The organism is Caballeronia sp. LjRoot34 (assembly GCF_964253815.1).
Taxonomy (GTDB): Bacteria; Pseudomonadota; Gammaproteobacteria; order Burkholderiales; family Burkholderiaceae; genus Caballeronia.
The window spans coordinates 2,072,552-2,094,983 of the sequence record NZ_CAXUSB020000002.1; the positions used below are offsets into that span (position 1 = coordinate 2,072,552).

Annotated in this window: 18 protein-coding genes; 7 read left to right on the forward strand and 11 right to left on the reverse strand. The window is 60.7% G+C overall.

From position 1 onward, the window contains the following. Nucleotides 1-12 precede the first annotated feature (12 nt). The 4 genes from ACSQ36_RS28845 to ACSQ36_RS28860 all read left to right on the forward strand — a co-directional run bounded on the left by ACSQ36_RS28845 (nucleotide 13) and on the right by ACSQ36_RS28860 (nucleotide 4,517). Entirely contained in the window at nucleotides 13-609 is a 597-nt protein-coding gene (locus ACSQ36_RS28845) for a cysteine dioxygenase (protein ID WP_213768779.1), read from the forward strand. Further along, a complete protein-coding gene (locus ACSQ36_RS28850) occupies nucleotides 606-2,207 on the forward strand; it encodes a rhodanese homology domain-containing protein (protein WP_436184601.1) in 1,602 nt (533 codons plus the stop codon). The genes ACSQ36_RS28845 and ACSQ36_RS28850 overlap by 4 nt, the downstream gene beginning before the upstream one ends. A 131-nt stretch (nucleotides 2,208-2,338) precedes the next feature. Continuing rightward, on the forward strand, nucleotides 2,339-3,274 hold the full coding sequence (locus ACSQ36_RS28855) for an ABC transporter substrate-binding protein (RefSeq protein ID WP_436184602.1): 936 nt from the start codon (nucleotides 2,339-2,341) through the stop codon (nucleotides 3,272-3,274). A 25-nt stretch (nucleotides 3,275-3,299) separates the two neighbouring features. Next, complete coding sequence (locus ACSQ36_RS28860) at nucleotides 3,300-4,517, forward strand: acyl-CoA dehydrogenase family protein (RefSeq protein WP_436184603.1); 1,218 nt, start codon at nucleotides 3,300-3,302, stop codon at nucleotides 4,515-4,517. Nucleotides 4,518-5,297: 780 nt separating this feature from the next. Here the strand turns inward: ACSQ36_RS28860 and ACSQ36_RS28865 are convergent. Then, nucleotides 5,298-6,109, reverse strand: a protein-coding gene (locus ACSQ36_RS28865) for an IS5 family transposase (protein WP_436180705.1) whose coding sequence is annotated in 2 segments (ribosomal slippage) — nucleotides 5,298-5,761 and nucleotides 5,761-6,109 — 813 coding nt in all. Because the reading frame shifts where the segments join, the coding sequence is not laid out codon by codon here. A 378-nt stretch (nucleotides 6,110-6,487) separates the two neighbouring features. Between ACSQ36_RS28865 and ACSQ36_RS28870 the strand changes: the two genes are divergently transcribed. Beyond that, nucleotides 6,488-7,606, forward strand: a complete 1,119-nt coding sequence (locus tag ACSQ36_RS28870; RefSeq protein ID WP_436184604.1) for an LLM class flavin-dependent oxidoreductase — start codon at nucleotides 6,488-6,490, stop codon at nucleotides 7,604-7,606. Between the two features lie 828 nt (nucleotides 7,607-8,434). On the opposite strand, the gene ACSQ36_RS28875 is transcribed toward ACSQ36_RS28870, so the two are convergent. From ACSQ36_RS28875 to ACSQ36_RS28910, 8 genes are all read right to left on the reverse strand, one after another. Beyond that, the gene (locus ACSQ36_RS28875) at nucleotides 8,435-8,929 is read right to left on the reverse strand and encodes an Lrp/AsnC family transcriptional regulator (protein ID WP_436184605.1); all 495 of its coding nucleotides are present in this window, start codon (nucleotides 8,927-8,929) and stop codon (nucleotides 8,435-8,437) included. Nucleotides 8,930-8,973: 44 nt separating this feature from the next. Further along, the gene (locus tag ACSQ36_RS28880; RefSeq protein WP_436184606.1) at nucleotides 8,974-9,699 is read right to left on the reverse strand and encodes a haloacid dehalogenase type II; all 726 of its coding nucleotides are present in this window, start codon (nucleotides 9,697-9,699) and stop codon (nucleotides 8,974-8,976) included. Nucleotides 9,700-9,814: 115 nt separating this feature from the next. Further along, nucleotides 9,815-10,540 carry a haloacid dehalogenase type II gene (locus tag ACSQ36_RS28885; RefSeq protein WP_436184607.1) on the reverse strand — a complete coding sequence of 242 codons (726 nt, stop codon included), beginning with the start codon at nucleotides 10,538-10,540 and terminating at the stop codon, nucleotides 9,815-9,817. A 297-nt stretch (nucleotides 10,541-10,837) separates the two neighbouring features. After that, nucleotides 10,838-11,824, reverse strand: coding sequence for an NrtA/SsuA/CpmA family ABC transporter substrate-binding protein (locus ACSQ36_RS28890; RefSeq protein WP_213768963.1), 987 nt, complete (start codon nucleotides 11,822-11,824; stop codon nucleotides 10,838-10,840). Nucleotides 11,825-11,917: 93 nt separating this feature from the next. Beyond that, nucleotides 11,918-12,628: an ABC transporter ATP-binding protein gene (locus ACSQ36_RS28895; protein WP_436184608.1), complete on the reverse strand. Its 711-nt coding sequence runs from the start codon at nucleotides 12,626-12,628 to the stop codon at nucleotides 11,918-11,920. Beyond that, complete coding sequence (locus tag ACSQ36_RS28900; RefSeq protein ID WP_255631835.1) at nucleotides 12,628-13,497, reverse strand: ABC transporter permease subunit; 870 nt, start codon at nucleotides 13,495-13,497, stop codon at nucleotides 12,628-12,630. The genes ACSQ36_RS28895 and ACSQ36_RS28900 overlap by 1 nt, the downstream gene beginning before the upstream one ends. Nucleotides 13,498-13,666: 169 nt before the next feature. Beyond that, on the reverse strand, nucleotides 13,667-14,899 hold the full coding sequence (locus tag ACSQ36_RS28905; RefSeq protein ID WP_436184609.1) for a sensor histidine kinase: 1,233 nt from the start codon (nucleotides 14,897-14,899) through the stop codon (nucleotides 13,667-13,669). A gap of 199 nt (nucleotides 14,900-15,098) precedes the next feature. Beyond that, on the reverse strand, nucleotides 15,099-16,058 hold the full coding sequence (locus ACSQ36_RS28910; protein ID WP_213768966.1) for a LysR family transcriptional regulator: 960 nt from the start codon (nucleotides 16,056-16,058) through the stop codon (nucleotides 15,099-15,101). 142 nt (nucleotides 16,059-16,200) lie between these two features. Between ACSQ36_RS28910 and ACSQ36_RS28915 the strand changes: the two genes are divergently transcribed. Continuing rightward, nucleotides 16,201-17,133 carry a dihydrodipicolinate synthase family protein gene (locus ACSQ36_RS28915; protein WP_436184610.1) on the forward strand — a complete coding sequence of 311 codons (933 nt, stop codon included), beginning with the start codon at nucleotides 16,201-16,203 and terminating at the stop codon, nucleotides 17,131-17,133. Between the two features lie 81 nt (nucleotides 17,134-17,214). Next, nucleotides 17,215-18,798 (forward strand): aldehyde dehydrogenase (NADP(+)), encoded by a 1,584-nt coding sequence (locus ACSQ36_RS28920; protein ID WP_436184611.1) that lies wholly within the window; start codon nucleotides 17,215-17,217, stop codon nucleotides 18,796-18,798. Between the two features lie 20 nt (nucleotides 18,799-18,818). Here ACSQ36_RS28920 and ACSQ36_RS28925 read toward each other — a convergent pair whose 3' ends face one another. Both ACSQ36_RS28925 and ACSQ36_RS28930 read right to left on the reverse strand, forming a co-directional pair. Next, a complete protein-coding gene (locus ACSQ36_RS28925) occupies nucleotides 18,819-19,457 on the reverse strand; it encodes a TenA family transcriptional regulator (RefSeq protein WP_436184612.1) in 639 nt (212 codons plus the stop codon). Between the two features lie 101 nt (nucleotides 19,458-19,558). After that, nucleotides 19,559-22,018 carry a putative bifunctional diguanylate cyclase/phosphodiesterase gene (locus ACSQ36_RS28930; protein ID WP_436184613.1) on the reverse strand — a complete coding sequence of 820 codons (2,460 nt, stop codon included), beginning with the start codon at nucleotides 22,016-22,018 and terminating at the stop codon, nucleotides 19,559-19,561. Nucleotides 22,019-22,432: the final 414 nt, after the last annotated feature.

Genomic DNA, 22,432 nt, shown 5'->3' on the forward strand with positions numbered 1-22,432 from the left:
CTGTACTAAACGATGAGCCACGAAAAACTGCGCGGATTCATAAGCGAGATTGCGCAACTCGTCGATAAAAATTTACCCGAAGCGCACCTGCTCGAACAAGGTGCGGTTTCGCTGAGCAAACTGATAGCCGAAGACGACTGGCTGCCCGATGCCTACGCGCAACCGTCGCCTGATCGCTACCAGCAATTCCTGCTCTACGCCGATGCCCGTCAACGTTTCTCGGTCGTCAGCTTCGTGTGGGGACCGGGTCAGCAAACGCCCGTCCACGATCACACGGTGTGGGGTCTCGTCGGCGTATTGCGCGGCGCGGAAGTTGCACGCTCGTATGCACGCAGCGACCACGGAGCGCTCGTCACATCGGGCGCAGACCAGTTACTCGAACGTGGCGCAGTGGCGGCGGTGTCGCCCTCCATCGGCGATATTCATCGCGTGAGCAATGCGTTCGACGACCGTGTGTCCATCAGCATTCATGTGTACGGTGCGAACATCGGCGGCATCTCGCGACACGTCTATCCCCTTGATGGTCCGCCGAAACCGTTTGTCTCCGGTTATACAAACGATACGCTTCCCAACCTCTGGAACCTCTCGAAGGAACGACTCGACTCATGAGCGCCATCCCCCAGCGCAGCTTCAACGACGTGCGCGACACCCTGCTTTCAAAGCGCGAAATAGCCTTCCTCGATGTCCGCGAAGAAGATCCGCACGCGCAACGTCACCCTTTGTTTGCAGCCAACCTGTCGCTGTCGAAGATCGAACTCGACGCCTTTACCAAGCTGCCGCGCAAGAGCGTGCCGATCGTTCTGCTCGATGACGGCGAAGGTCTCGCGCAACGCGCTGCACGACGGTTCGAAGAACTCGGCTATACCGATGTTGCGTTGTTCGAAGGCGGCCTGAAAGGCTGGGAACGCGCAGGCGGCGAAGTGTTCCGCGATGTCAACGTCCCCAGCAAGGCGTTCGGCGAATTCGTGGAAGCGAAGCGGCATACGCCGGCGTTATCGGCTGAAGCAGTCGATGCGTTGCTGAAAAGCGGCGAGGACATGGTCGTGCTGGACGCGCGCCGCTACGACGAATATCAGACGATGAATATCCCCGGCAGCATCAGCGTACCGGGCGCTGAACTTGTGTTGCGTGCCCGTGCACTCGCGCCCGATCCCAAGACACGCGTGATCGTGAATTGCGCGGGGCGTACGCGCAGCATCATCGGCACACAGTCGTTGGTGAATGCAGGGATTCCGAACCCGGTGGCCGCGTTGCGCAACGGCACGATCGGCTGGTTGCTCGCGGGCCAGTTGCTCGCTCATGGCAGCGCGCGGCAGTTCGCCGCCGACGACGGCCGCACCGACGCCGCCTCGCGTGAATCGTCCCGCGCCGTAGCCGATCGCGCGGGCGTGAAACGCACGACACTAGCGGAGGCGCAACGCTGGGCGGACGATGCGGAACGCACGACCTATCGTTTCGATGTCCGCACGCCGGCCGAATACGAACACGCGCATGCAGCAGGTTTTCAGGGCGCACCGGGCGGCCAGCTCGTGCAGGAAACGGAGATGTTCGCGCCGGTCCGAGGCGCTCGCGTGGCCCTCTTCGACGATGACGGCGTACGCGCCAATATGACGGCGTCATGGCTCGCGCAGATGAACATCGACGTGTATGTAGTCGATGACGTAATCGACGGCGCGACAAGCGCCGATCTGACCGAACAAGGCCCATGGCGCGCCGCGAAACCGCTGCCCGCCGCCACGCCCACGATCACCGCGAGCGACCTCGCCGCCTTGCTCGACGATCCCGCGAGCCAGACCATCGTGCTCGACTTCACGGCGAGCGGCAACCATGTGAAGGGACACATTCCCGGCGCATGGTGGACCGTGCGCTCGCGGCTTGCGCTCGACCTGCCTGCATTGCCGGATGCGAAGCAATACGTGGTCACGTGCGGATCGAGCGCGCTTGCCGCGTTCGCCGGACCTGAAGTGGCGGCGCTCACATCGAAGCCCGTGCTGTTGCTCGAAGGCGGTACCGCTGCCTGGACCGCGGCAGGCTTGCCGCTTGCGAAGGGCGAGACGCATCTGGCGTCGCCGCGTATCGACCGGTACCGGCGTCCATATGAAGGCACCGACGCTCCGCACGAAGCAATGAACGCGTACCTTGAGTGGGAGTACGGCCTTGTCGCGCAACTCGAACGTGACGGCACGCATGGCTTCTTCGTGATCTGAAACATCAGACATGACGCGGCTCGGCCCGATCCGCGTCATTCCAATTCCGGCGATTAGCAAAGCAGAACAATGCGTTTGTCTAATGCCGCGGCGAATCGTATCGTGAATGCTTTTTCCTGCATGGACGATTCATGAAACGACGCAGCCTCCTGTTGATCGCCGCGCTGACTGCATTCACCGCGCTGCGTCCTCTTGCTTCGGCAGCCGAACCTGTTCTGAAGGTTGGCGACCAGCAGTTGCAGACACGCGGCATTCTCGAAGCATCCGGACAGTTGAAAGACGTGCCGTACAAGATCGAGTGGTTCAACTTTCCCGCCGCGCAACCGCTTGGTGAGGCCTTGAACGCAGGCGCAATCGATATAGGCGGTCTTGGCGACGCGCCGCTGATCTTCGCTTACGCCGCCGGTGCGCGCGTGCGAGCGGTGGCGGCAACGCGCTCGCAACCCGTCGACCTCGCGATCCTCGTGCCAGCCGGGTCACCCATCAAGAACGCAGCCGATTTAAAAGGCAAACGCATTGCGACCACACGCGGTTCCATCGGCCATTTTCTGGCCATCGCGACGCTGGAACGTGCGGGCATCAAGCTCTCTGACGTGACCCTTGAGTTCATGCAACCCGCAGATGCCAAGTCAGCGCTGGAGTCGGGCAACGTCGATGCATGGTCTACATGGGACCCGTATGTCGCGCTCGGTGAATTGCGCGATAACAACCGCAGCGTGGCGAATGGTGTGGGACTTTCATCGGGGCTGAGCTTTCAGGCGGCTACCGACGAATCGATCAAGACCAAACGCGCGCAAATCGATGACTTCGTGCGTCGCGTAGCCGCTGGTCAACAATGGGCGTTGTCGCATCCCGACGAGGTCGCGGCTATCCAGTCGCGCGTCACGCACCTGCCCGCCGATGTGCTGAAGGTCGTCTACCAGCGAGCGCAGTTAAAGCCGATCGCGATCGACAGCAAGGTGATCGCCGAGCAGCAACACACTGCCGACCTCTACGTTCGTGCAGGCGTGATCAAGACGACGCTGGACGTAACACCAAGTTTCGACGCCCAGTTCACGGCGCACTAAGAATATTTTATCAACGGACCTTCCGATGACCGTACGGCATCCACCCACAGCCTTGCAGGACCCGATCGCGCTTGACGCCCTCGCCGATCTCGACAGCGCCGCTGCCGATCAATGGCTCGCCGCGCTCACTCAGGATTTCGCTGCGAGCGCGGGCGCGCTGGATCGTGATGCGATCTTTCCCGACGACAACCTCGCGCGTTTGCGAAGCGCCGGCTTGCTCGCGCTGACGGTGCCGAAAGCGCTCGGCGGCCGTCAGGCGACGCTCCCGCAAGTGCTCAAGGTAGTGCGCGCGGTTGCACGGGGTGAACCGTCGACGGCGCTGATCCTTGTGATGCAGTGTCTTTATCATCTGCGCTTGCAGGCCAATCCGAACTGGCCGCAAGCGCTAAAGGAACAGGTGGCGCGCGATGCGGTGGAACACGGCGCGCTCATCAACTCGCTGCGTGTGGAGCCCGAATTGGGCTCCCCCTCGCGCGGCGGTTTGCCCGGCACGATCGGGCGTCTGACCGATAGCGGCGACGCGTGGATTCTCAACGGCAGCAAGATCTATTCGACGGGCAGTCCGGGCCTGACATGGTTCGCTGTTTGGGGCCGCACGGACGAAAGTTCGCCGCGTGTGGGGACGTTCCTCGTACATCGTGATACACCGGGTATCCGTTTCGGTGAGCCGTGGAACCACCTCGGTATGCGTGCAACCGGCAGTCACGAAGTGATCTTCGAGAACGTGCGTGTTCCCGTGGCTCACGCAGTCGACCTGAATTCTCCCGAGATTGCCGCGAGCGGCATGGACCCGGTCACCACGTTGTGGATGAACGTGCTGCTTTCGTCGATCTACGATGCTGTCGCCCGGTCTGCGCGTGACTGGTTTGCTTCCTGGGCTGCGGATCGCAAGCCTGCCAACTTAGGTGCACCGCTTTCGAGCCTGGGCAGTTTCCAGCAGACGCTTGGCCGTATCGATGCATTGCTGCTCAACAATCGCGTGCTGCTGGATGCGGGTTCGCATGGCAACATTCCGCTGCATGAAGCACCCGCTATCACGTATCTCGTTACGCAGAACGCGATCACTGCTGTTGAACTCGCGGTCGAGGCAAGCGGCAATCCGGGGTTGAGCCGTAACAATGCGCTCGAACGTCATCATCGGGATGTGTTGTGTTCGCGGATTCATACGCCGCAGAATGACGCGCTGCTCGGCGCGCTTGGGCGGGTGGGGTTTAGCACGCACGAAGCCGCGTCTTTGTCTTGAGGGTGGGGGGGGTGGGCGGGGTTGGGCGGTTGCTAGATTCCGGATTAGCGGTTCTGGTTAATGCCGGGTTGCTGCTTTCAGCGTTAGTGGTCTGCGAGAGTCGGATTTTCTCTTTATCACTATTAGCCACTGTGCGTGGCGGCACGTCATTTCTTTGTCCAAAGCGACAAAGAAACGAAGCAAAGAAAGCGCTTTAACCGCTCTACCCTAAGTGTCCACAGCGTGCAGTTTCTATTCATAGGTGCCCCAAAAGCACGGTGCTCGCCAGAGCGAAGGATGTTTGAACCCCTCCTTCTCGCGAATCCTGACACGAACACGCTTCGCCCCGTACGCTCTCGGGCAAGCACAATTGCTAAGGAACCCGCACGGCCTTACGGGTATTTACGGCTACGGTTTTTTGACGGCTTAGCTCCTGGTCTGTGCGACCGTATTCATAGGCCACAGCTTCTTGCGTGTTTGTGTTTACTGCTTCAGTTTTTGTGAATTGGCTGCGCGTTCTGTACAGCTATTTTCGTCGGTTATGGCCGCCCGCATCTTCGCGGCCCCATTTCTTGGCGGGTTGGCGGCGTGGTCCGTCATGCGTACAAAGTTGGAGGGAGATCGTCCGCGGATAGCGCGGGGTGCCCCTTGGGCAGGTTCAATCACTGGTGGCGAAGCGTGTGGGTATCGGTGTTCGGAGAAGGAGGGTTTCACACATCCGTGGCTCTGGCGAGCACCGTGCTTTTGGGGCACCTATGAATAGAAACTGCACGCTGTGGACACTTAGAGACTGTTGCAGAATTAAGTTTGCATATTTTTTAGCCGGGTCCAGCAAGTTAAAGCACACGCGAGCGTGAGGAAGGCTTCGTGTATGTGCGCATATTTCTCGTAGCGCATCTTCAGGCGGCGATAGGAGTGCAGCCAAGCGATCGTACGCTCGACAGGCCAACGTGTTTTGCCTAGACCACTGCCATGGGGTGAGCGCAGTTTCGCGAGTTCAGGAGTGATGCCGCGTTTGCGAAAGCGTCGCCGATGTGGCTCAGAGCTATAGCCTCGGTCGCCCTGAACAATTTTGGGCTTACGCAAGGGCCGTCCTGGCTTGCCTCGAATTGGCGGAATGGCTTCGACCAGTGGGTCAAGCTGAGTGACGTCATGGCGGTTTGCGCCCGTCAGGATGACGCCGAGCGGGATGCCTTGCGCATCGACGATGATATGGTGTTTGCTGCCGAGTTTGCGCCGGTCCGTGGGGTTTGGGCCTGTTTTTTTCCCGCGTACAACGCGCGAATGGAGGAGCTGTCGACCAGTACTCTGGCCATATCGAGTTGGCCTCGACGGCGCAGTTCGGCCAGCATCGTTTCGTGCATGCGTTGCCATACGCCCGCTTTATGCCACTGGTCCAGGCGCCTCCAGCAAGTGGAGCCCGACCCGCAGCCCATTTCCTGCGGCAGCAAATTCCACGCGAGGCCTGCGCGCAGCACGAACACGATGCCTGTGAGCACGGCGCGATCAGGTATTGGCTTGCGTCCTGCATACCGGCGATTGCGCGGCGCAGCTTTGGGCAGCAGCGGTTCGATGAGTGCCCATAATTGGTCGTCTATAAGTTCCTTAGCCATGGCTTCCTGTCAGGGAAAACAAGACAGAAGTTAACACCAGAGCCAAAAAGTTAACAGCCCCTTTTTGTAATTCTGCAACAGTCTCTTAGGGTAGAGCGGTTAAAGCGTTTTCTTTGCTTCGTTTCTTTGTCGCTTTGGACAAAGAAATGACGTGCCGCCACGCACAGTGGCTAATAGTGATAAAGAGAAAATCCGACTCTCGCAGACCACCACGGCCGAAAGCAGCAACCCGGCATCAACCCCGACCGCTAACCCCAGAACCGACCAACCCAGCATTGACCCCGACCACTAACCCCGAACCCCGCCCCAACCACTAACCCCAAAACCACCAAAACCCGTCCACCGCCGCGAGCAAAAAACCCAAGGAGTTATTTTACTATGAGCGTTGAATTCATCGGCTACGTGAGCCATCAGGAATCAAGCGAAATCCACTTACCGCATGGACCCGCGGTCAATCCGCCGTACATAGCCGCAGTCGCGCAAGCGCACGAATATGGTGGTTTCGACCGCGTGCTAATCGCTCACTCAAGTGCGTCCCCAGACGGTTTCCAGATCGCGTCGTTCGTCGCGCAACAAACCAAGCGCTTGGGCATCCTGCTTGCGCATCGGCCGGGCTTTGTCGCGCCGACACTCGCCGCCCGTCAGCTCGCCACGCTCGATCACTTCAGCGCAGGCCGCACCGCCGTGCACATCATCTCCGGCGGCGACGATACCGAACAACAACGCGACGGCGACTTCCTCGAGCACGACGACCGCTACAAGCGCACCGATGAATATCTCGATGTCGTGAAGCGGTCATGGACCAGCGAAACGCCATTTGATCATGAGGGTGAATTCTATCGGGTGAAAGGTCACCGATCGCTGGTTCGTCCCCTGCAGAAACCGCATCTACCGGTGTATTTCGGCGGTTCGTCGGAAGCCGCAATCCAGGTCGCGGGCAAGCACGCCGACGTTTTTGCGCTGTGGGGCGAGTCGCTGGCCCAGGTCGCCGAAACCATCGCCCGGGTGCGCGCCGCCGCCAAGCCGTATGGCCGTGAAAACGCAATCCGCTTTAGCCTTTCGCTGCGCCCGATCATCGCTTCGACCGAAGATGCCGCATGGGCACGCGCGGAATCGATCCTCGCACGCGCGACAGAAGCAGTGAAAAGTAATCCTAACTTCACGCGACGACCGAGCGAACCTAAGAACGTTGGTTCGCAACGTCTACTTGCCGAAGCGGCAAAGGGAACCGTGGTGGACAAGCGTCTGTGGACCGGTATCGCCGCGTTGACAAAAGCGGCGGGCAACTCCACGTCGCTGGTCGGTACGCCCGAACAAGTAACGGAAGCGTTGATCGAGTATTACCGCCTGGGCATCTCGACGTTCCTGATCCGCGGCTTCGATCCGCTGGAAGATGCGCTGGGTTACGGCCGCGATCTGTTGCCGCTGGTACACGCGGCAGTGGCAAAGGAGGACAGCGAAGCGAGCAAGAAGGAACTCGAAGCAGTTCGGGCCTGAACCGGCCAATGTGAACGGCGGCGACATCGGGCAACGCCCATGTGTTTCTTTACTACCGTTGCGGCGCCGCCGACCCGTTGCAATTCCACTGTCGCGCGGTCGTGGACAATAAATACCGCCGCAAGGTCGTCAACCGCCGTCGTCGCAAGACGTCTGGGCACAGCGAACGTTGTTCCTATGCCCTGAACGCTAACCCAAGAAGAAATCAAGTGATAAAGACGCGTGAGGCCACCTCGGTTCCTGGGCACATCGTGCTTGCCCGAGAGCACTGGTGGCGAAGCGTGTTCATGTTAGGAGATGAACGCTAACCCACCAAGAAATCGAGTGGTAAAGACGCGTGAGGCCGCCCCGGTTCCTGGGCACCTCGTGCTTGCCCGAGAGCACTGGTGGCGAAGCGTGTTCATGTCAGGATGAACGCTAACCGACCAAGAAATCAAGCGGTAAGGACGCGTGAGGCCGCCCCGGTTCATAGGCACCTCGTGCTTGCCCGAGAGCGTACGGGGCGAAGCGTGTTCGTGTCAGGATTCGCGAGAAGGAGGGTTTCACACATCCGTGGCTCTGGCGAGCACCGTGCTTTTGGGGCACCTATGAATGAAAACTGCACGCTGTGGACACTTAGGGTAGCGTGGTTTGAAAGCGCTTTCTTTGCTTCGTTTCTTTGTCGCTTTGGACAAAGAAATGACGTGCCGCCACGCACAGTGGCTAATAGTGATAAAGAGAAAATCCGACTCAGGCAGACCACTAAGGCCGAAAGCAGCAACCCGGCATAGACTCCGACCACTAACACTAAAAGCACCAACCCAGCACTGACCCCAACACCCCCCCACCTCACAGTTCGTCCGACAGCAGTCGGCCCAACGCCACGGTGTGCTTCACAAATGGCGATTTGATAACGATATAGCTAAAGTACTTCTCGATACCAATGTTGAGATCCAGCAGCCTTTCCACCACCTCCTGATAGTGGCCGATATCCCCGACGAGAAATTTCAACAGATAGTCATACCCTCCACTGACCAGATGACATTCGATGATCTCGTCGATCTCCCGGACGTTCGCCTCAAACCGTATGAAATCCTCGCGTCGATGGTCTTGCAACATCACTTCGGTAAACACCGTCACCGTAGCAGTCAGCTTCGCAAGATTGAGACGCGCGCCGTATCCCGAGATGACGCCCGACGATTCGAGCCGTTTGACCCGCTGAAGACATGGACTCGGCGATAACCCGACTGCGTTGGCCAGATTTGAATTCGTTATATTGCCGTTCTTCTGCAGTTCCGCCAGGATCTTGATGTCGATCCGATCCAGTTTCTGTCGAGTGGTCATGTCGTGCTCTCGCGTCCGGTGATTTCGCAGGCGGGTCTATCCGGTCACCCTCTGCTTAGCTCTTCGTGGTGCGCCTTCACCAGTTGCGCCATGCTCGTGAACTTGAACTCAACCGACGGCTCACTGACGGTGCGCATGGTGGCGCCGAAGCCCCGCTGCTCGAACCGGCGATAGATCCAGCAAGATTTTATGCCAAGCTCAGCCGCCGGTTCGTGATCGTGAAATATGCTGTCGGCAATGTGCAGCGTCTCTTCCTTGCGCACGCCAAGGGAAGGGAGAATATCAAACATGTAGTCGAAGTTGCGATGAGACGGTTTATAAGAACCGACATCTTCCGCGGTGATGACCGCGTCGAAGTCTACCTGCAGCATCGAGCGGCTGTCGGCAAAACTTTCATTGTCAACGTTCGACAGGATGATCAGCTTGAAGTACTTCTTGAGATATTGAAGCGTACTCGCGGAGTCGGGGAACGCAGGCCACTGCCCCACTGACCGTCCGTATGCTACAGCCTCGTCCATCGTATAATGAACGCCCCATTCCTCCGCGAGCCGCTTGAAGACGACGGCGAGCAGATCCCGATAAGGCATCTCCGGCGTGTAGCGCTGCTGGGAGGATTCGTGACGCGCATGCGCCTCAAGCACCTCGTCACGCGTCAACGGCTTCTCAAGGCGGTTGATCAGAGGCATGAGACTCGCCGTTATACCGCGCTCCCAGTCGATCAGCGTGCCGTAACAATCGAAGGTGAGCGCCTTGAAATCGGTAAGCCGCACGTGAACCTCCCAAGAAATAAATCGCGTTGGACTGCGCGGCCCTTCATGCGGCCCCGGCCTGCCGCGCAACGTCCTGCGCGTTCGAATCAACGAGGCGGCGGACGCTATCAAGGCGTTACTTTTGCAGCAAGGCTTCCTGATGCGCTTTCACCAGGCCAGCCATGTTGTTAAAGCGGAAGTCCACCTTAGGCTGCTGGCCCGGATTCATTGTGGCACCGAAGCCTTCCTGATCGTGGCGGCGATAAATCCAGCACGACGCCAGGCCGAATTCGTTTGCAGGCTTGTGATCGTGGAACAGGCTCTCGGCGGTATGCAGGATTGTTTCTTTCCTGATCCCCCGGTCGCCAAGCTTGTCCAGCATGTAGTCGAAATTACGTGCTGACGGCTTGTACGAACCGACGTCTTCGGCCGTGATGATCGCGTCGAACTCGACCTGCAGTTTCGCATTGCTGTAGGTGAAGCTTTCGTTATCGATGTTCGAGAGCACAACGAGCTTGTAATGCTTCTTGAGGTATTGCAAGGCGCTTGCCGAATCTTCGAAAGCCGGCCAATTCTGCACCGACTTTCCGTACGCTACGCAGTCGCCCAGCGTGAACGGCACCTGCCATTCTTCGGCCAGTCGTTTATAGACAATAGGCAGCAGTTCCTGATACCGCTTGGCAGGCGTGTATTTCTGCTGCGAGGATTCATGGCGTGCGTGAGCCTCAAGGACCTGATCGCGCGTCAGCGGCTGCTTGACGCGCTCAAGAAGGGAACGCAGGCCTTCGAAAATCCCGGTCTCCCAATCGATCAAGGTGCCATAGCAGTCAAAGGTCAACGTATCGAAGTCGGTGAGTCTCATAACAGTTTGCCCTCAGTTGTTCACAGGATGAGCTCACAGTGTATTGACTCATGGCAGCAGCCGTAACTGATGTCGAGATCAGCATCAGCATGCGGTTTCGTCCGATGGCGCCCCGACAGCAGATTCTGCTGCCGGGGCCCCATCTCGCGGATTCCGGTCTCTGATCCTGCTCATCGCGCAGGGTATACGCCCTGATTTCTGTCGGTCCGAGTCTTCCTGAACCCACCCTGCTTGAAGGACAAGATACCGCGTCGGAGGCGCTACAGCATGCCCCGCTCAATGCCGCACGACAACCCTTCAAACCTTCGCGAGATAGTCCGACACGTTGATCTTCTGCGGCAGGACGCTGCGCGCCGCCAACCAGTCCGCCGCTTTCTGCAGCTCCTGCACGAAGGCTTTGTCGCTGACGCCGTGCATGTTGAACTTGCGCTTCATGCTGCTGAGCGTATCGCGGACTTCGTCGCTGTAATGACCCTGCTGCTGGGCGATCGTCTCGGCTTCGAGCGAGTTGTCCGATGCCCATTTCGCTTCCTGTCCGTATGCGGCGTTGACTGCCTTCACCAGATCGGCGTTGTCTTCGGCGAACTTGCGCGTGGTCACATAGGAATTGAAATCGATCTGGAAATCCAGGTCCCGACCTTCGAGGAAAATGTTGTGGCCTTTGTAGTTCGCACGCGCAATGTCCACGCCGGGGCTCCACATCGACCATGCATCGATCTTGCCTTGCGAGAACGCGGGCGCCGCGTCGGGCGGATTCAGATAAACGATCTTCACCGCATCGCGTGGCACCTTGTGTTTTTCGAGTGCGGCCACAAGCAGGAATTCGCCGAGTCCTGAACGATTCACCGCTACCGTCTTGCCCACCAGATCTTCCACCCGGTTGATACCCGATCCGTCCTTCGCAATGATCGCCGTGCTGCGCGGATCAACGACGCAAAACTGCGTGAACACGAGTGGCGAACCCGCGATCATTGCCGCCAACGCGGGTGTCGTGCTGCCGCCGAAGCTGAAGTCCGCGCTGCCGCCGGTGACCGCTGCGAGCGATGGCGCGTGATTGGGGAAGGGTCCGATCCACTCCACTTTGATACCGTCTTTCGCGAGGGTTTTTTCGAATTCGCCGCGGACCTTTGCGAGCATCGGCAAGCCGCCGAGTCCCCAGCCAAGGCGAACCGTGTCGGTTTTCCGGCTGCCGCAAGCGGCAAGGCCGGTGGCCAACGCCGATGCAGCCACGGTGGTTTGGAGGAAGCGGCGGCGCGACCAGATAGAAGAACTTGGATTTGACATGGCGGAATTAGGTCGAACAGATGAACGGAATCGTGCCCGCCGTTGAAGGCGGGCGAGAGGCAAGACAAATTGAATGGGATGAGACGCTGGGGACTAGTGAGTTGCCGTATCGGCGTCCACGCCAAGTTGCGCGAGCAATGTCTCCCGCAGTGCGGGCCTGGCGGCATCCGTCACACGATACTCGGCGGCAATCGCGCCGCTCCGCATGATCAGCGCGCGATCCGCGAGCGCAATCGCTTCATCTACATCGTGCGTAACGAGCAATACACCCGGCTGATGCCGTTCGATCAAATGCTTCACCAGACGCTGCATCTTGATGCGCGTCAACGCGTCGAGCGCGGCAAACGGTTCGTCGAGCAGCAACAGTTGCGGCTCCTGCACAAGCGCACGCGCCAGCGCCACCCGCTGCGCCTGGCCACCGGACAGGTTACGCGGCCAGTCTTCCAGGCGTTCGCCCAGCCCCACTTCTGCCAGCGCCGCTTGCGCGGCCGCAAGGCTTTTCGGACCCGGCGCAAGCCCAAGCGCGACGTTGCGAGAGAGCGTCTCCCACGGCAACAAACGCGGCTCCTGAAACACGATAGCCGGCAAACGCGGCCCGTCGATCGAACCACCGTCGATAGGATCAAGCCCCGACAACGCCCGCAGCAAAGTGGTCTTGCCGCAGCCGCTTTCGCCCAGCAAAGCGACGAATTCGCCCCGCTCGATCCGCAGGTTCAAACTATCGATAACGATTCGTTCTCCGTACAAACGCCGCAGATTACGCACGACAACCGCCGGTCCCGACGACTTCAAAGTTGCACTCATCAGCGGGACACCTTCGCAAAATTCACGTGCCATGAGAGCAACCGGCGCTCGAGGAAACGCGCCAGCGAATCCGCCAGCACGCCGATCGCGGCATAGATCACGATGGTCATCACGATCACATCGGTACGCAGGAATTCGCGTGCGTCCATCGCGAGAAAGCCAATGCCCGTGCTGGTCGCAATGGTCTCCGCCACCACCAGCGCGAGCCACGCCGTGGCCAGCGCATAACGCACGCCGGCAAGCACCGAGGGCAACGCGCCGGGCAGCACGATGCGCCGGATCAGCGTCCAGTTCGACAGCCCGAGCACGCGGCCGAGTTCGATCAGTTTGGGATCGACCTGACGAATCCCGAGAACGGTATTGATGTAGATCGGGAACATGACGCCGAGAGACACCAGAAAGATCTTGCCTGCCTCGCCCACGCCGAACCACACGATCACCAGCGGCAACACTGCAAGAAATGGAATGGCGCGCAGCATCTGGATGTTGCGATCGAGAAATGCCTCAGCCACTTTGGAAAAGCCCACGGCCGTGCCGAGCACGAACCCGATCGAGCCGCCAATGACGAAACCGGTTGCGGCGCGCAGCAGACTCACCGCCATGTCGCCGATCAGACGCCCTTCTTTCACGAGTTCGAATGCGGTGAGAGCGACCTTCGACGGCGCGGGCAGCACGTTCGGCGACAGCGCGCCGAGACGCGCGAACAACTCCCACACGATCAGCAGCAGAACCGGCATGCTCCACGACACATAACGCAGCCATGGAGACACCGGACCCGCATGATTGGGTTTCTGCGCGACGGTGGGATTTGCGTCGGGATCAAGATGCGAATGGAGAACGGATGCCCGGCGGGCGAATACGTCTGCCATCGGTTGAAGACTCCTTTTGTCCGGGTGGCTCGCCGCGCCCGGGCACGGCAACGAGCATCAGCAAATGCTAGCCACACGATGTTAAACAAAAGGAAAAATACTGGAACCACATAAAACTTCTATGCTTAGCAGCGGTGCCGGGAAACATCAATCAGATACGTGCCCAGCCTCACCCCACCGAAGCCCCGCCCTCGATTTCAAGCACCAGCGGAAAACGCACTTCGAACACGCTGCCGCGGCCCTTGTACGATTCAAAGCGGATCACGCCCTGCAGTTCGCGCGCCAGTTCCTTCACGATCGCCAGTCCCAATCCGGTGCCGGGAATTTCGTCGGAAGCCGCGCGTTCGAATTCCTCGAACACCCGTTCGCGATCCTCCTCGCTGATTCCCATGCCCGTGTCCGACACACGCAGCGTCCAGTGTTTCGCGCCCGACGTAATGAACGCCAGCTCCACCTCGCCCGTCGTGGTGTATTTGATTGCGTTCGACAACAGGTTCAGCGCAATCTGCTTCATCTTCAGCCGGTTGGACGTGATCATGCTCAATGCTGGATCGACGCGCCCCTTGAGCGTCAACCCCTTCACCCTGGCAGACGCCCGGCAAAGCAGCGTGAGTTCGTCGAAGAGTTCGGTCAGGTCGAAACGCTCGACCGTCAGGATGGAATCATCGCCGAGCACTTTCGAGTATTCGCCCATTTCATCGACGAGCGTGGCCATGTCGCTGACTTGCCGTTTCGCGAGCGCGATCGCCCGGTCGTTTTTCGCCTGCGAGCGGCCGATCAATTGCAGCACGGTGGCGAATACGTTCAGGAAGTTGCGCAGGTCGTGAGCGACACGCCGGGCAACCTGCATGCGCGTTTCGTAAAGGTCGCTGATCAACCGTTGCCGCAAGGTCAGTTCCTGATTCGCTCGCTCCAGCATGCCGGTGTATTCATCGAGTTTCCGGTCGCGTTCGCCCACCGCTTCGCGAACGGAAGTGAGCGTAACGAAACTGAGCGTCTGGTCGGTGATCAGGCGCGCGCGTTCCTCGCGCTTGCGGTCGAACGAGGGATGCTTCTGCGCGAAATCACCAATGGCCGCAAGCAAAACCTGGCGCAACAGGTCAAGCTCGCGGACCAGTTCATCTATACGATACCCCTGCTGCCAGCGCCACTTTCCGTGTTCGCGCGCGTCGCGTTCGATCGCGTGCTCCTGCGAATCCATATCCTGCGATTCGAGCACCAGACAGATTTCATCGAAAATGCGCGGGACATGATCGGCAAGCTGCCGGTAAGTGAGATGGTCGGAATGCTCTACCTCGGCGTCGCCAAAGACGAGTTGCATCCAGTGGTCGGTAAGCTGCTTCTGCTGCCCACGCAAGGCGCTGGCAAGGCCCTTCAAGGCGCCACTGGTAATTTGGCTCATGCCCGGGATCCGTAAGGCCGTAGCGCGCCTGATCGGCGCCTGGAGTCATGCTGATGCCCGCAAGCAGTGGATAATGCCCGCCGGAACGCCCGGTCCGGGTATTGGACGCGAGTGACTAAAGTATAAGACGACGCAATACCGGCGTGGTCGGATTGGTTTGCGCGCCCATGCCAGGCCGGCCAGCGTCAGTTCCCCAGCGTCAGTCTCCGCTTGCTGCCGCGAGCGGCATCGACTCACTCGCGTCCATCAAGCGCTGAACAAACTGACGTGCCGACGGCGACAATACCCCCACCTTGCGCGTCACGATCCCGAACGTTTGCGACTTCGACTTGAATCCGATCGGCAGCGTGCGCAGCATGCGATGTTTGCAAAACAGCCTGGCAACGCCCGCCGGCAGCACTGACACCAGGTCGGCACTACATTGCAGCAGCGCGACCGTCACGAACGTCGACGCCGTCGAGATCGCGCTCACGGGCACCTGCGCCCCCGCCAGATCCATCTCGCGCTGCAACAGCGCCTGCATCGGCATGGCGCTCGGGTACGTGACCCAGCGATGCCCACCCAGATCGGCAAACGTCAGCTCACCGGCCGCAAACGGCGGATGATCGTAGCCCACTACCACCGACAAAGGCTCGTCGCCAAGCGGCTGATAGAGATATCGCGACGGTTCATCGCTGACAATCGAGCGGCCAACGACGAGGTCCAGCCGCCCTTCGTCAAGCAGCGCCAGCATCCGCGCGCTCGTGTCCTCCACGATTTCTATCGACAAGCCCGGATTGCACGCTTGCAACTCGTTCAGGATCGGCACGACCAGCTCCGGCACCGATCCCATGATCGCGCCAACCGCCAGGCGGCCGCCCGTGCCCGAGCGGATATCGGCGACTTCCTGGCACAGCGAGGTCAGGTCGGCCGCCAGCAGCCGCGCGTAACGGATGACGCAAAAACCGAACTGGTTCGGCACCAGCCCCTTCTTCGCGCGCTCGAACAATGGCGCTTCCAGCATCGACTCAAGCTCGGCGAGCGCCTTGCTCGCCGCCGATTGCGTCATGGACATCGCGCTCGACGCCTTATGCAGCGACTTGTGGTCATCGAGCGCGATCAGTAGCTGCAACTGCCTCATGCGCAAGCGGCCCATTAATACATCCAGCGTGGATTTCATCGCGCGTTCGTCAAACCTTGGAGGGGGTAGGTCAAATAAGTAAGGGTGAGTCGCAAAAGCGATCACGAGATGGAAAGGTTTCACTATACAGCGCCTTCTGCCAGCCCCTATAGTTCCCTCAAATACACAATGGAGACTTCCGATGTCCAATCCGACTCACCGCGCGACCTACCGCGGCGTGTTCCCGGTTGCCCCGACCGTTTTCGACGCCTCCGGACGCCTCGACCTGGACGGCCAGCGACGCGCAATCGACTTCATGATCGATGCCGGATCGCACGGCCTGTGCATCCTCGCCAACTTCTCCGAACAATTCGCGCTCACCGACGACGAACGCGCCGCCGTGCAGAAAGCCGTGCTGGAACACGTGGCCGGCCGCGTGCCGGTGATCGTGACCACCACGCACTTCAGCAGCGATGTCTGCGCAGCCCGCAGCCGCGCAGCGCAGGACGCGGGCGCCGCGATGGTCATGGTCATGCCGCCCTATCACGGCGCGACCATCCGCGTGGGCGAACGCGGGATCTACGAGTTCTTCAATCGCGTATCAGACGCCATCGACATCCCGATCATGATCCAGGACGCACCGGTCGCCGGCACGCCGCTCTCCGCAGCATTTTTGGCGAAGCTGGCGAAGGAAATCGCGAACGTGTCGTACTTCAAGATCGAAACGGCGCAAGCGGCATCGAAGCTGCGCGAGCTGATCGAACTCGGCGGCGATGCAATCATCGGCCCGTGGGACGGCGAGGAAGCCATCACGCTGATTCCGGATTTCGATGCCGGCGCGACCGGCGCGATGACCGGCGGCGGTTATCCGGACGGCATTCGCAAGATTGTCGATGCCTACACATCCGGCGACACGGACGGCGCTGCAGCGCTGTATGAGCAGTGGCTGCCGCTCATCAACTACGAGAACCGCCAGTGCGGTCTCGCCGCCTGCAAGGCGCTCATGATGGAAGGCGGCGTGATCCGCTCCGACACCACGCGCCATCCGTTTGCCGCGATGCATCCATCGACCCGCGCCGGCCTGCTGAAAGTCGCGCGCCGCCTCGATCCGCTCGTGCTGAGCTGGGGCAAGTAAGGCACGTAACGCGGGACAAGCAGCGCGGGGCAAGCAACGCAATCCGGACACTTTAATTACACCAACAGGATTCAAACCATCATGGAAATTTCCGGCGATCTGCTGATCGGCAAACACACCCTTCGCGGCACGAACGGCTCGATCAAGGGCATCGATGCAGCCACGGGCGAGCCGCTCGCGCCCGCCTTCGGCGGCGCTTCGCTCGATCAACTGGAACAAGCCTGCGCGCTCGCCTGGCAAGCGTCCGACATCTATCGCGAACTGCCGCTTGAAACCCGCGCCAAATTCCTGGAAACGATCGCGCAGAACATCCTCGATATCGGCGATGTCCTGATCGAGCGCTGCGTGACCGAAAGTGGCCTGCCGCGCGGACGCATTGAAGGCGAACGCGGCCGGACCGTCGGCCAGTTGCGCATGTTCGCAGCCGTCGTGCGCGAAGGCGATTTCCTCGGCGTGCGTATCGACCCGGCGCAGCCGGAGCGCAAGCCGCTGCCGCGCGTCGACCTGCGACTGCGTTATGTGCCGCTCGGTCCCGTCGCCGTATTCGGTGCGAGCAATTTCCCGCTGGCGTTCTCAGTCGCGGGTGGCGACACCGCATCGGCGCTGGCCGCCGGTTGTCCGGTGATCGCGAAAGCTCATTCGGCCCATCCGGGTACGTCGGCGCTGGTCGGACGCGCCGTGCAGAAAGCGGTCGCGGACTGCGGTTTGCCGGAAGGCACGTTCTCCCTGCTCTTCGATAGCGGCCGCGACATCGGCCAGGGTCTCGTTTCGGACCGGCGCATCAAGGCGGTCGGGTTCACCGGTTCGCGCGGCGGCGGCACGGCGTTGATGAAGCTCGCGGCGGCACGTCGCGAACCGATCCCGGTCTACGCCGAAATGAGCAGCATCAACCCGGTTTTGCTGTTCCCGCACGCGCTGAAAAATCGCGGCGCGGCGATCGGCAAGGCCTTCGCCGGCTCGCTTGCGCTCGGCGCCGGCCAGTTCTGCACGAATCCTGGCCTGGTGCTTGCCATCGATGGTCCTGAGCTCGATGCGTTCATCGAAGCAACGGCTGCCGCCCTGGGCGAAATACCCGCCGCCACGATGCTCACGCCGGGTATTCACAAGGCTTACGAATCGGCTGTGAACAAAACAGCGGAGCACGGCGAGGTCAAGACGCTCGCGCGAGGCTGCGCGGCAAAAGGCGTGACGCAGGGGCAAGCAGCGTTGTTCTCGACCACCGCTGCAGCGTTCCGCGCTAACCCGGAATTGCACGAGGAGATTTTCGGCGCGGCTTCACTGATCGTGCGATGCCCGGACCTGGCCACAGTGCTCGAGTTGGTGGAGCAATTGGAAGGCCAGTTGACCGCGGCCTTGCACATCGACGAAGCGGATCATGACGATGCCCGCCGTTTCCTGCCGGCGCTCGAACGTCGCACCGGCCGGATTCTCGTGAATGGTTTCGGTACGGGCGTAGAGGTTGGACATGCCATGGTCCACGGCGGCCCCTTCCCCTCCACCGCCGACGGCCGATCGACTTCCGTAGGCAGTCTCGCCATCGACCGCTTCCTGCGGCCAGTGAGCTACCAGGACATGCCCGACGGCCTGCTGCCGGACGCGCTGAAAACCGCCAATCCGCTCGGACTGAACCGGCGGCTGGACGGCAAGCTGCAGTTATCGAAGTAAGGATGTAAAGCGGCTCGCGGTTACGCTTCGAGGCAACAGTTCAGGCTGACCTCGAAGTATTCATAGCTGCGCTGGATGCCGCGTTTGACATCGCGGATGTCGGCCATGCGCGGCGTGCCGCCCAGCAACGTGGCGACTATATCGAGTGCTTCCCACGGATGCGCGTCGTCGTAATGCGCGTGCATCCTGAGCCAGCGCATGGTTGCCTTGCGGATTGATTCAGGGTAGCTGTGCGCGAGCGTGTCGCGGCTGCAGAGCAGTCTCGACCATTCTCCGGTCACGCCTTCAACGGCGAAATTGGTCGCCGCTATCGACGCATGCAGCGGGTCCGCATTGCTGCTTTTCCAACACCAGTGGCTCAGTGCAAATGCAAGCGCGGGCGCTTCGCCGGCTTGCAGATCCTCGCGCGAAACATCGTGGGCCGCCGCCCAGTCGACCCAATAATCGGCGTGATTCTGCTCGACGCGAATATTGCGCGTGAGATACCGCCGCGCCATGCGCGAGCCGACCGTTTCTTCGGGTCCGATCTTCTGCAGGTTCATGCCCATGTACTGCGGAAACTGATTGATCACCGGCCAGCCGTTGATCAGGAACGCACGCATTTCACGCAGGCCGAGCTCTCCGTCGCGCAAGGATCGAAAAAGAGGATGAGACGTCACACGGCTTTTTGCAGCGCCGGTTTCCAACAAAACTTCCTGCAACCAAAGTGGGTAGCTTGCTGTGTTCTTGAGGTCGCCCTCTCTGGTAAACCCACCCCCCATCACGCCTCCTTAGCTAGTGTCTGAACGGCCGGCTCTGTCCAAAGCATTGGCCTTCCTATGTAAAACCCTTGCGCATAGTCCACCCCGAGCCCATGCAGCGCTCGCAGGATTCCTTCGCTTTCCACATATTCCGCGATGGTCCGGCATTTCATTGAATGGCCCATCTCGTTGATGGCCGCGACCATCTCGCGGCTCACCGGATCGAGCACCATGTCGGTCACGAAGCTGCCGTCGATCTTCAAATACTCAACCGGCAGATGCTTCAGGTAACCGAACGACGACATGCCGGCGCCGAAATCATCGAGCGCGAAATGACAGCCGAGCGCATTCAGCTCATGCATGAACCGCGCCGCCGACGCCAGGTTGGCAATCGCGGTCGTTTCTGTAATTTCGAAGCAGATCATGCCAGGGGAGACGCCTGTGCGCTGGAATTGCTCGCGCACGAAACCGAGGAAACGTTCGTCGCCCACCGAGGCGCCCGACAGGTTGATCGCATATTCCTTGAAACGCTTATGGCGGGTACACGAAAGCATATCGAAGGCGTTGCGGATCACCCATCTGTCGATAGCCGTCATCAGGCCATATCGCTCGGCGGCAGGAATGAACAACGTCGGCGCGATCACGCCGTTGGGCACGCCCGGGTCGAGCATGCGCAGCAGCAATTCGGCGCGCTGCCCTTCCGTGGAGGCGGGCACGCCGTCGCCCACGGCCACGATAGGTTGCACGTAGAGGCAGAAGTCATCGTGTTCGAGCGCGTGCTTGAGCCGTCGCCCCCACGATACTTCGCTCGCGTGGCGCGCCAGTTCGCGGTCGCCCAGGTCCGCCAGTTGCACCCGGTCGCGGCCGCGTTCCTTCGCCATGTAGCAGGCGATATCGGCGAGCCGCATGGCCTCTTCCACGCTCATTTCCGTATTACGCAGATCGACCACGCCGACGCTCACGCTGGTGGTGAACGGCTGCGCCTCCCAGTTGAAGACAAAGTCATTCAGGCATGCGCGCAGGCGTTCGGCGACCGCCTGGATGCCCGGGGTATCGTAACCCTGCAGCAGCACGCCGAACTCGTCGCCGCCCAGCCGCGCGAGCGTGTCGTCCGGTTGCAGGCTCGATTCGAAGCGCAACGCGACTTCACGCAGCATGGCGTCGCCGGCCGCGTGACCGCAGGTGTCGTTGACCACCTTGAAGCGGTCGAGATCGAGAAACAGCAGCGCCGATGCCGCCGGCAGCCACGACGCCACCTCGCTCCATCGCGTACCCAGCGCGTGTTGCAGGCGCCGCTCGAATTCGGCGCGGTTCACGAGCGCCGTGAGCCCGTCATGCGTGGCTTGCCAGGCCAGGCTTTCGATATATTCGTACTCGCGCGTCATGTTGCGCAGGATCAGCACGAAGCCGGATTCTGCATCCGCCGTGGTGGGACTCGCGCCGGCGGCGCTGATCCGCGACGTCACCGCCTGCACGCGGATCTCGGCGCCGTCACGCCGTTTCAGCAGCATTTCGGCGGCTTCGCCGTCGGGGCGCGTACCCGCCCGGGCATCCTCGATCGGGTTGAGCGGCTGGCGGCTATCGGCGTGCAGCAAACTGAAGGTCTGGACCAATGGCCGCCCGAGACAGTCGTCCGCCAGACGTCCGGCGATCCGCTCGGCCGCCGGGTTGATGAATTCGATATGCCCCGACGGCCCCGTCGCGATCACGGCCTCGCCGATCGAACCAAGCGTCGCCTTGGCGCGCGCCTCGCTCTGCTTGAGCGCGGCTTCAATGCGCCCCCGCTGCCTGATCAGCCGCCGCACATGCACCGTTGAAAGGCACACGAGCAGCAGCGCGGCGACCAGGTCGACGGTCAGCAGCAATGACGCTGTCTTGCGGAATGCCGTACTCAATACCTGCGAGAAACCCCATGACAGCGGCGCAATGGTCGCGTTGATGGTCCATATCTGCGATTTGTAGGCACTGACGAGGGCCATGGGCAACCCACCGGCCTGGACCCGTGCATGCAACTCGTTGCCGACCCGCTCCAGCTTCGCCAGTTCGGCGTCGCCGCGTGACCAGTAACCGACCGCCTCGCTGAAATAGCTGACGTGGCGAAACATCTTGAAGGTCCAGATGACGTCGCTGACGTCGTCCGGATCCACGCCGCTCGCGATCAGCGCCGCGCGCGCGGTAGCCGTATCGGGCTTGCTCTGGTCGAGCGCCAGACGGGCCGTGTGCATGTTGCGCGGGCCTTCCATGGCGGTCAGATATTGCTTGTAGCTGCTTTCGGAGCCGGTTTCGGCGTACAGGTTCAGATAGAAAGCCGCGTCTTTCTGGCCCTTCGACCAGATGCTTTCCCCGCCGATGTAAGCACGCACCGACGACATGATGTCGATACTGAAAATGGCGAGCGAAACGAGGACAAGAATGACGACCAGGAACGGCCAGGTGATCCGTATGAGCTGCGCATTCTCCCCCTTAGACGGCATGTCCATCGGTATGTCCCTTCTCCAGACCCGATGCACGGATGACCTGCCGAGGTCAGGCCGCGAGCATCGGATGGTGAGTCATTTGTATTTTTGACGGCTCGTGGGGTGCGGCGCCCAGCGGCTCGCCGCGCGCATACATCCTACCAAATCGCCAGTCTGTCTCAAATTTATTACTCAGTGTGCTAATCAGCGTGGACACCCGAAAATAATTGGGCTCCAGTTGTTGTTTTCGCCTGCGCGGCGGCCGGTTTCGGCGCGCCCCGAAGCGCCTTATTCGGACAGAACCTAGGCGCCTGCCGACGAAACCACCGGCCGCTTTTACCTGTTCGCCCACGCCTTGACCGGCGCGGCCAAAGCAGGCATTTGAGCGGCGTGGCGCAGGCGTCGCGTGGCTGTTCGCGGCCGTGTTGACGTCGCCTC

What these genes read in the sequence shown, in the direction of transcription:
- ACSQ36_RS28845 (WP_213768779.1), top strand. Translation starts at nt 13, where the DNA reads ATGAGCCACGAAAAACTGCGCGGATTCATAAGCGAGATTGCGCAACTC.
- ACSQ36_RS28850 (WP_436184601.1), top strand. Translation starts at nt 606, where the DNA reads ATGAGCGCCATCCCCCAGCGCAGCTTCAACGACGTGCGCGACACCCTG.
- ACSQ36_RS28855 (WP_436184602.1), top strand. Translation starts at nt 2,339, where the DNA reads ATGAAACGACGCAGCCTCCTGTTGATCGCCGCGCTGACTGCATTCACC.
- ACSQ36_RS28860 (WP_436184603.1), top strand. Translation starts at nt 3,300, where the DNA reads ATGACCGTACGGCATCCACCCACAGCCTTGCAGGACCCGATCGCGCTT.
- ACSQ36_RS28870 (WP_436184604.1), top strand. Translation starts at nt 6,488, where the DNA reads ATGAGCGTTGAATTCATCGGCTACGTGAGCCATCAGGAATCAAGCGAA.
- ACSQ36_RS28875 (WP_436184605.1), bottom strand. Translation starts at nt 8,929, where the DNA reads ATGACCACTCGACAGAAACTGGATCGGATCGACATCAAGATCCTGGCG.
- ACSQ36_RS28885 (WP_436184607.1), bottom strand. Translation starts at nt 10,540, where the DNA reads ATGAGACTCACCGACTTCGATACGTTGACCTTTGACTGCTATGGCACC.
- ACSQ36_RS28890 (WP_213768963.1), bottom strand. Translation starts at nt 11,824, where the DNA reads ATGTCAAATCCAAGTTCTTCTATCTGGTCGCGCCGCCGCTTCCTCCAA.
- ACSQ36_RS28895 (WP_436184608.1), bottom strand. Translation starts at nt 12,628, where the DNA reads ATGAGTGCAACTTTGAAGTCGTCGGGACCGGCGGTTGTCGTGCGTAAT.
- ACSQ36_RS28900 (WP_255631835.1), bottom strand. Translation starts at nt 13,497, where the DNA reads ATGGCAGACGTATTCGCCCGCCGGGCATCCGTTCTCCATTCGCATCTT.
- ACSQ36_RS28905 (WP_436184609.1), bottom strand. Translation starts at nt 14,899, where the DNA reads ATGAGCCAAATTACCAGTGGCGCCTTGAAGGGCCTTGCCAGCGCCTTG.
- ACSQ36_RS28910 (WP_213768966.1), bottom strand. Translation starts at nt 16,058, where the DNA reads ATGAAATCCACGCTGGATGTATTAATGGGCCGCTTGCGCATGAGGCAG.
- ACSQ36_RS28915 (WP_436184610.1), top strand. Translation starts at nt 16,201, where the DNA reads ATGTCCAATCCGACTCACCGCGCGACCTACCGCGGCGTGTTCCCGGTT.
- ACSQ36_RS28920 (WP_436184611.1), top strand. Translation starts at nt 17,215, where the DNA reads ATGGAAATTTCCGGCGATCTGCTGATCGGCAAACACACCCTTCGCGGC.
- ACSQ36_RS28930 (WP_436184613.1), bottom strand. Translation starts at nt 22,018, where the DNA reads ATGGACATGCCGTCTAAGGGGGAGAATGCGCAGCTCATACGGATCACC.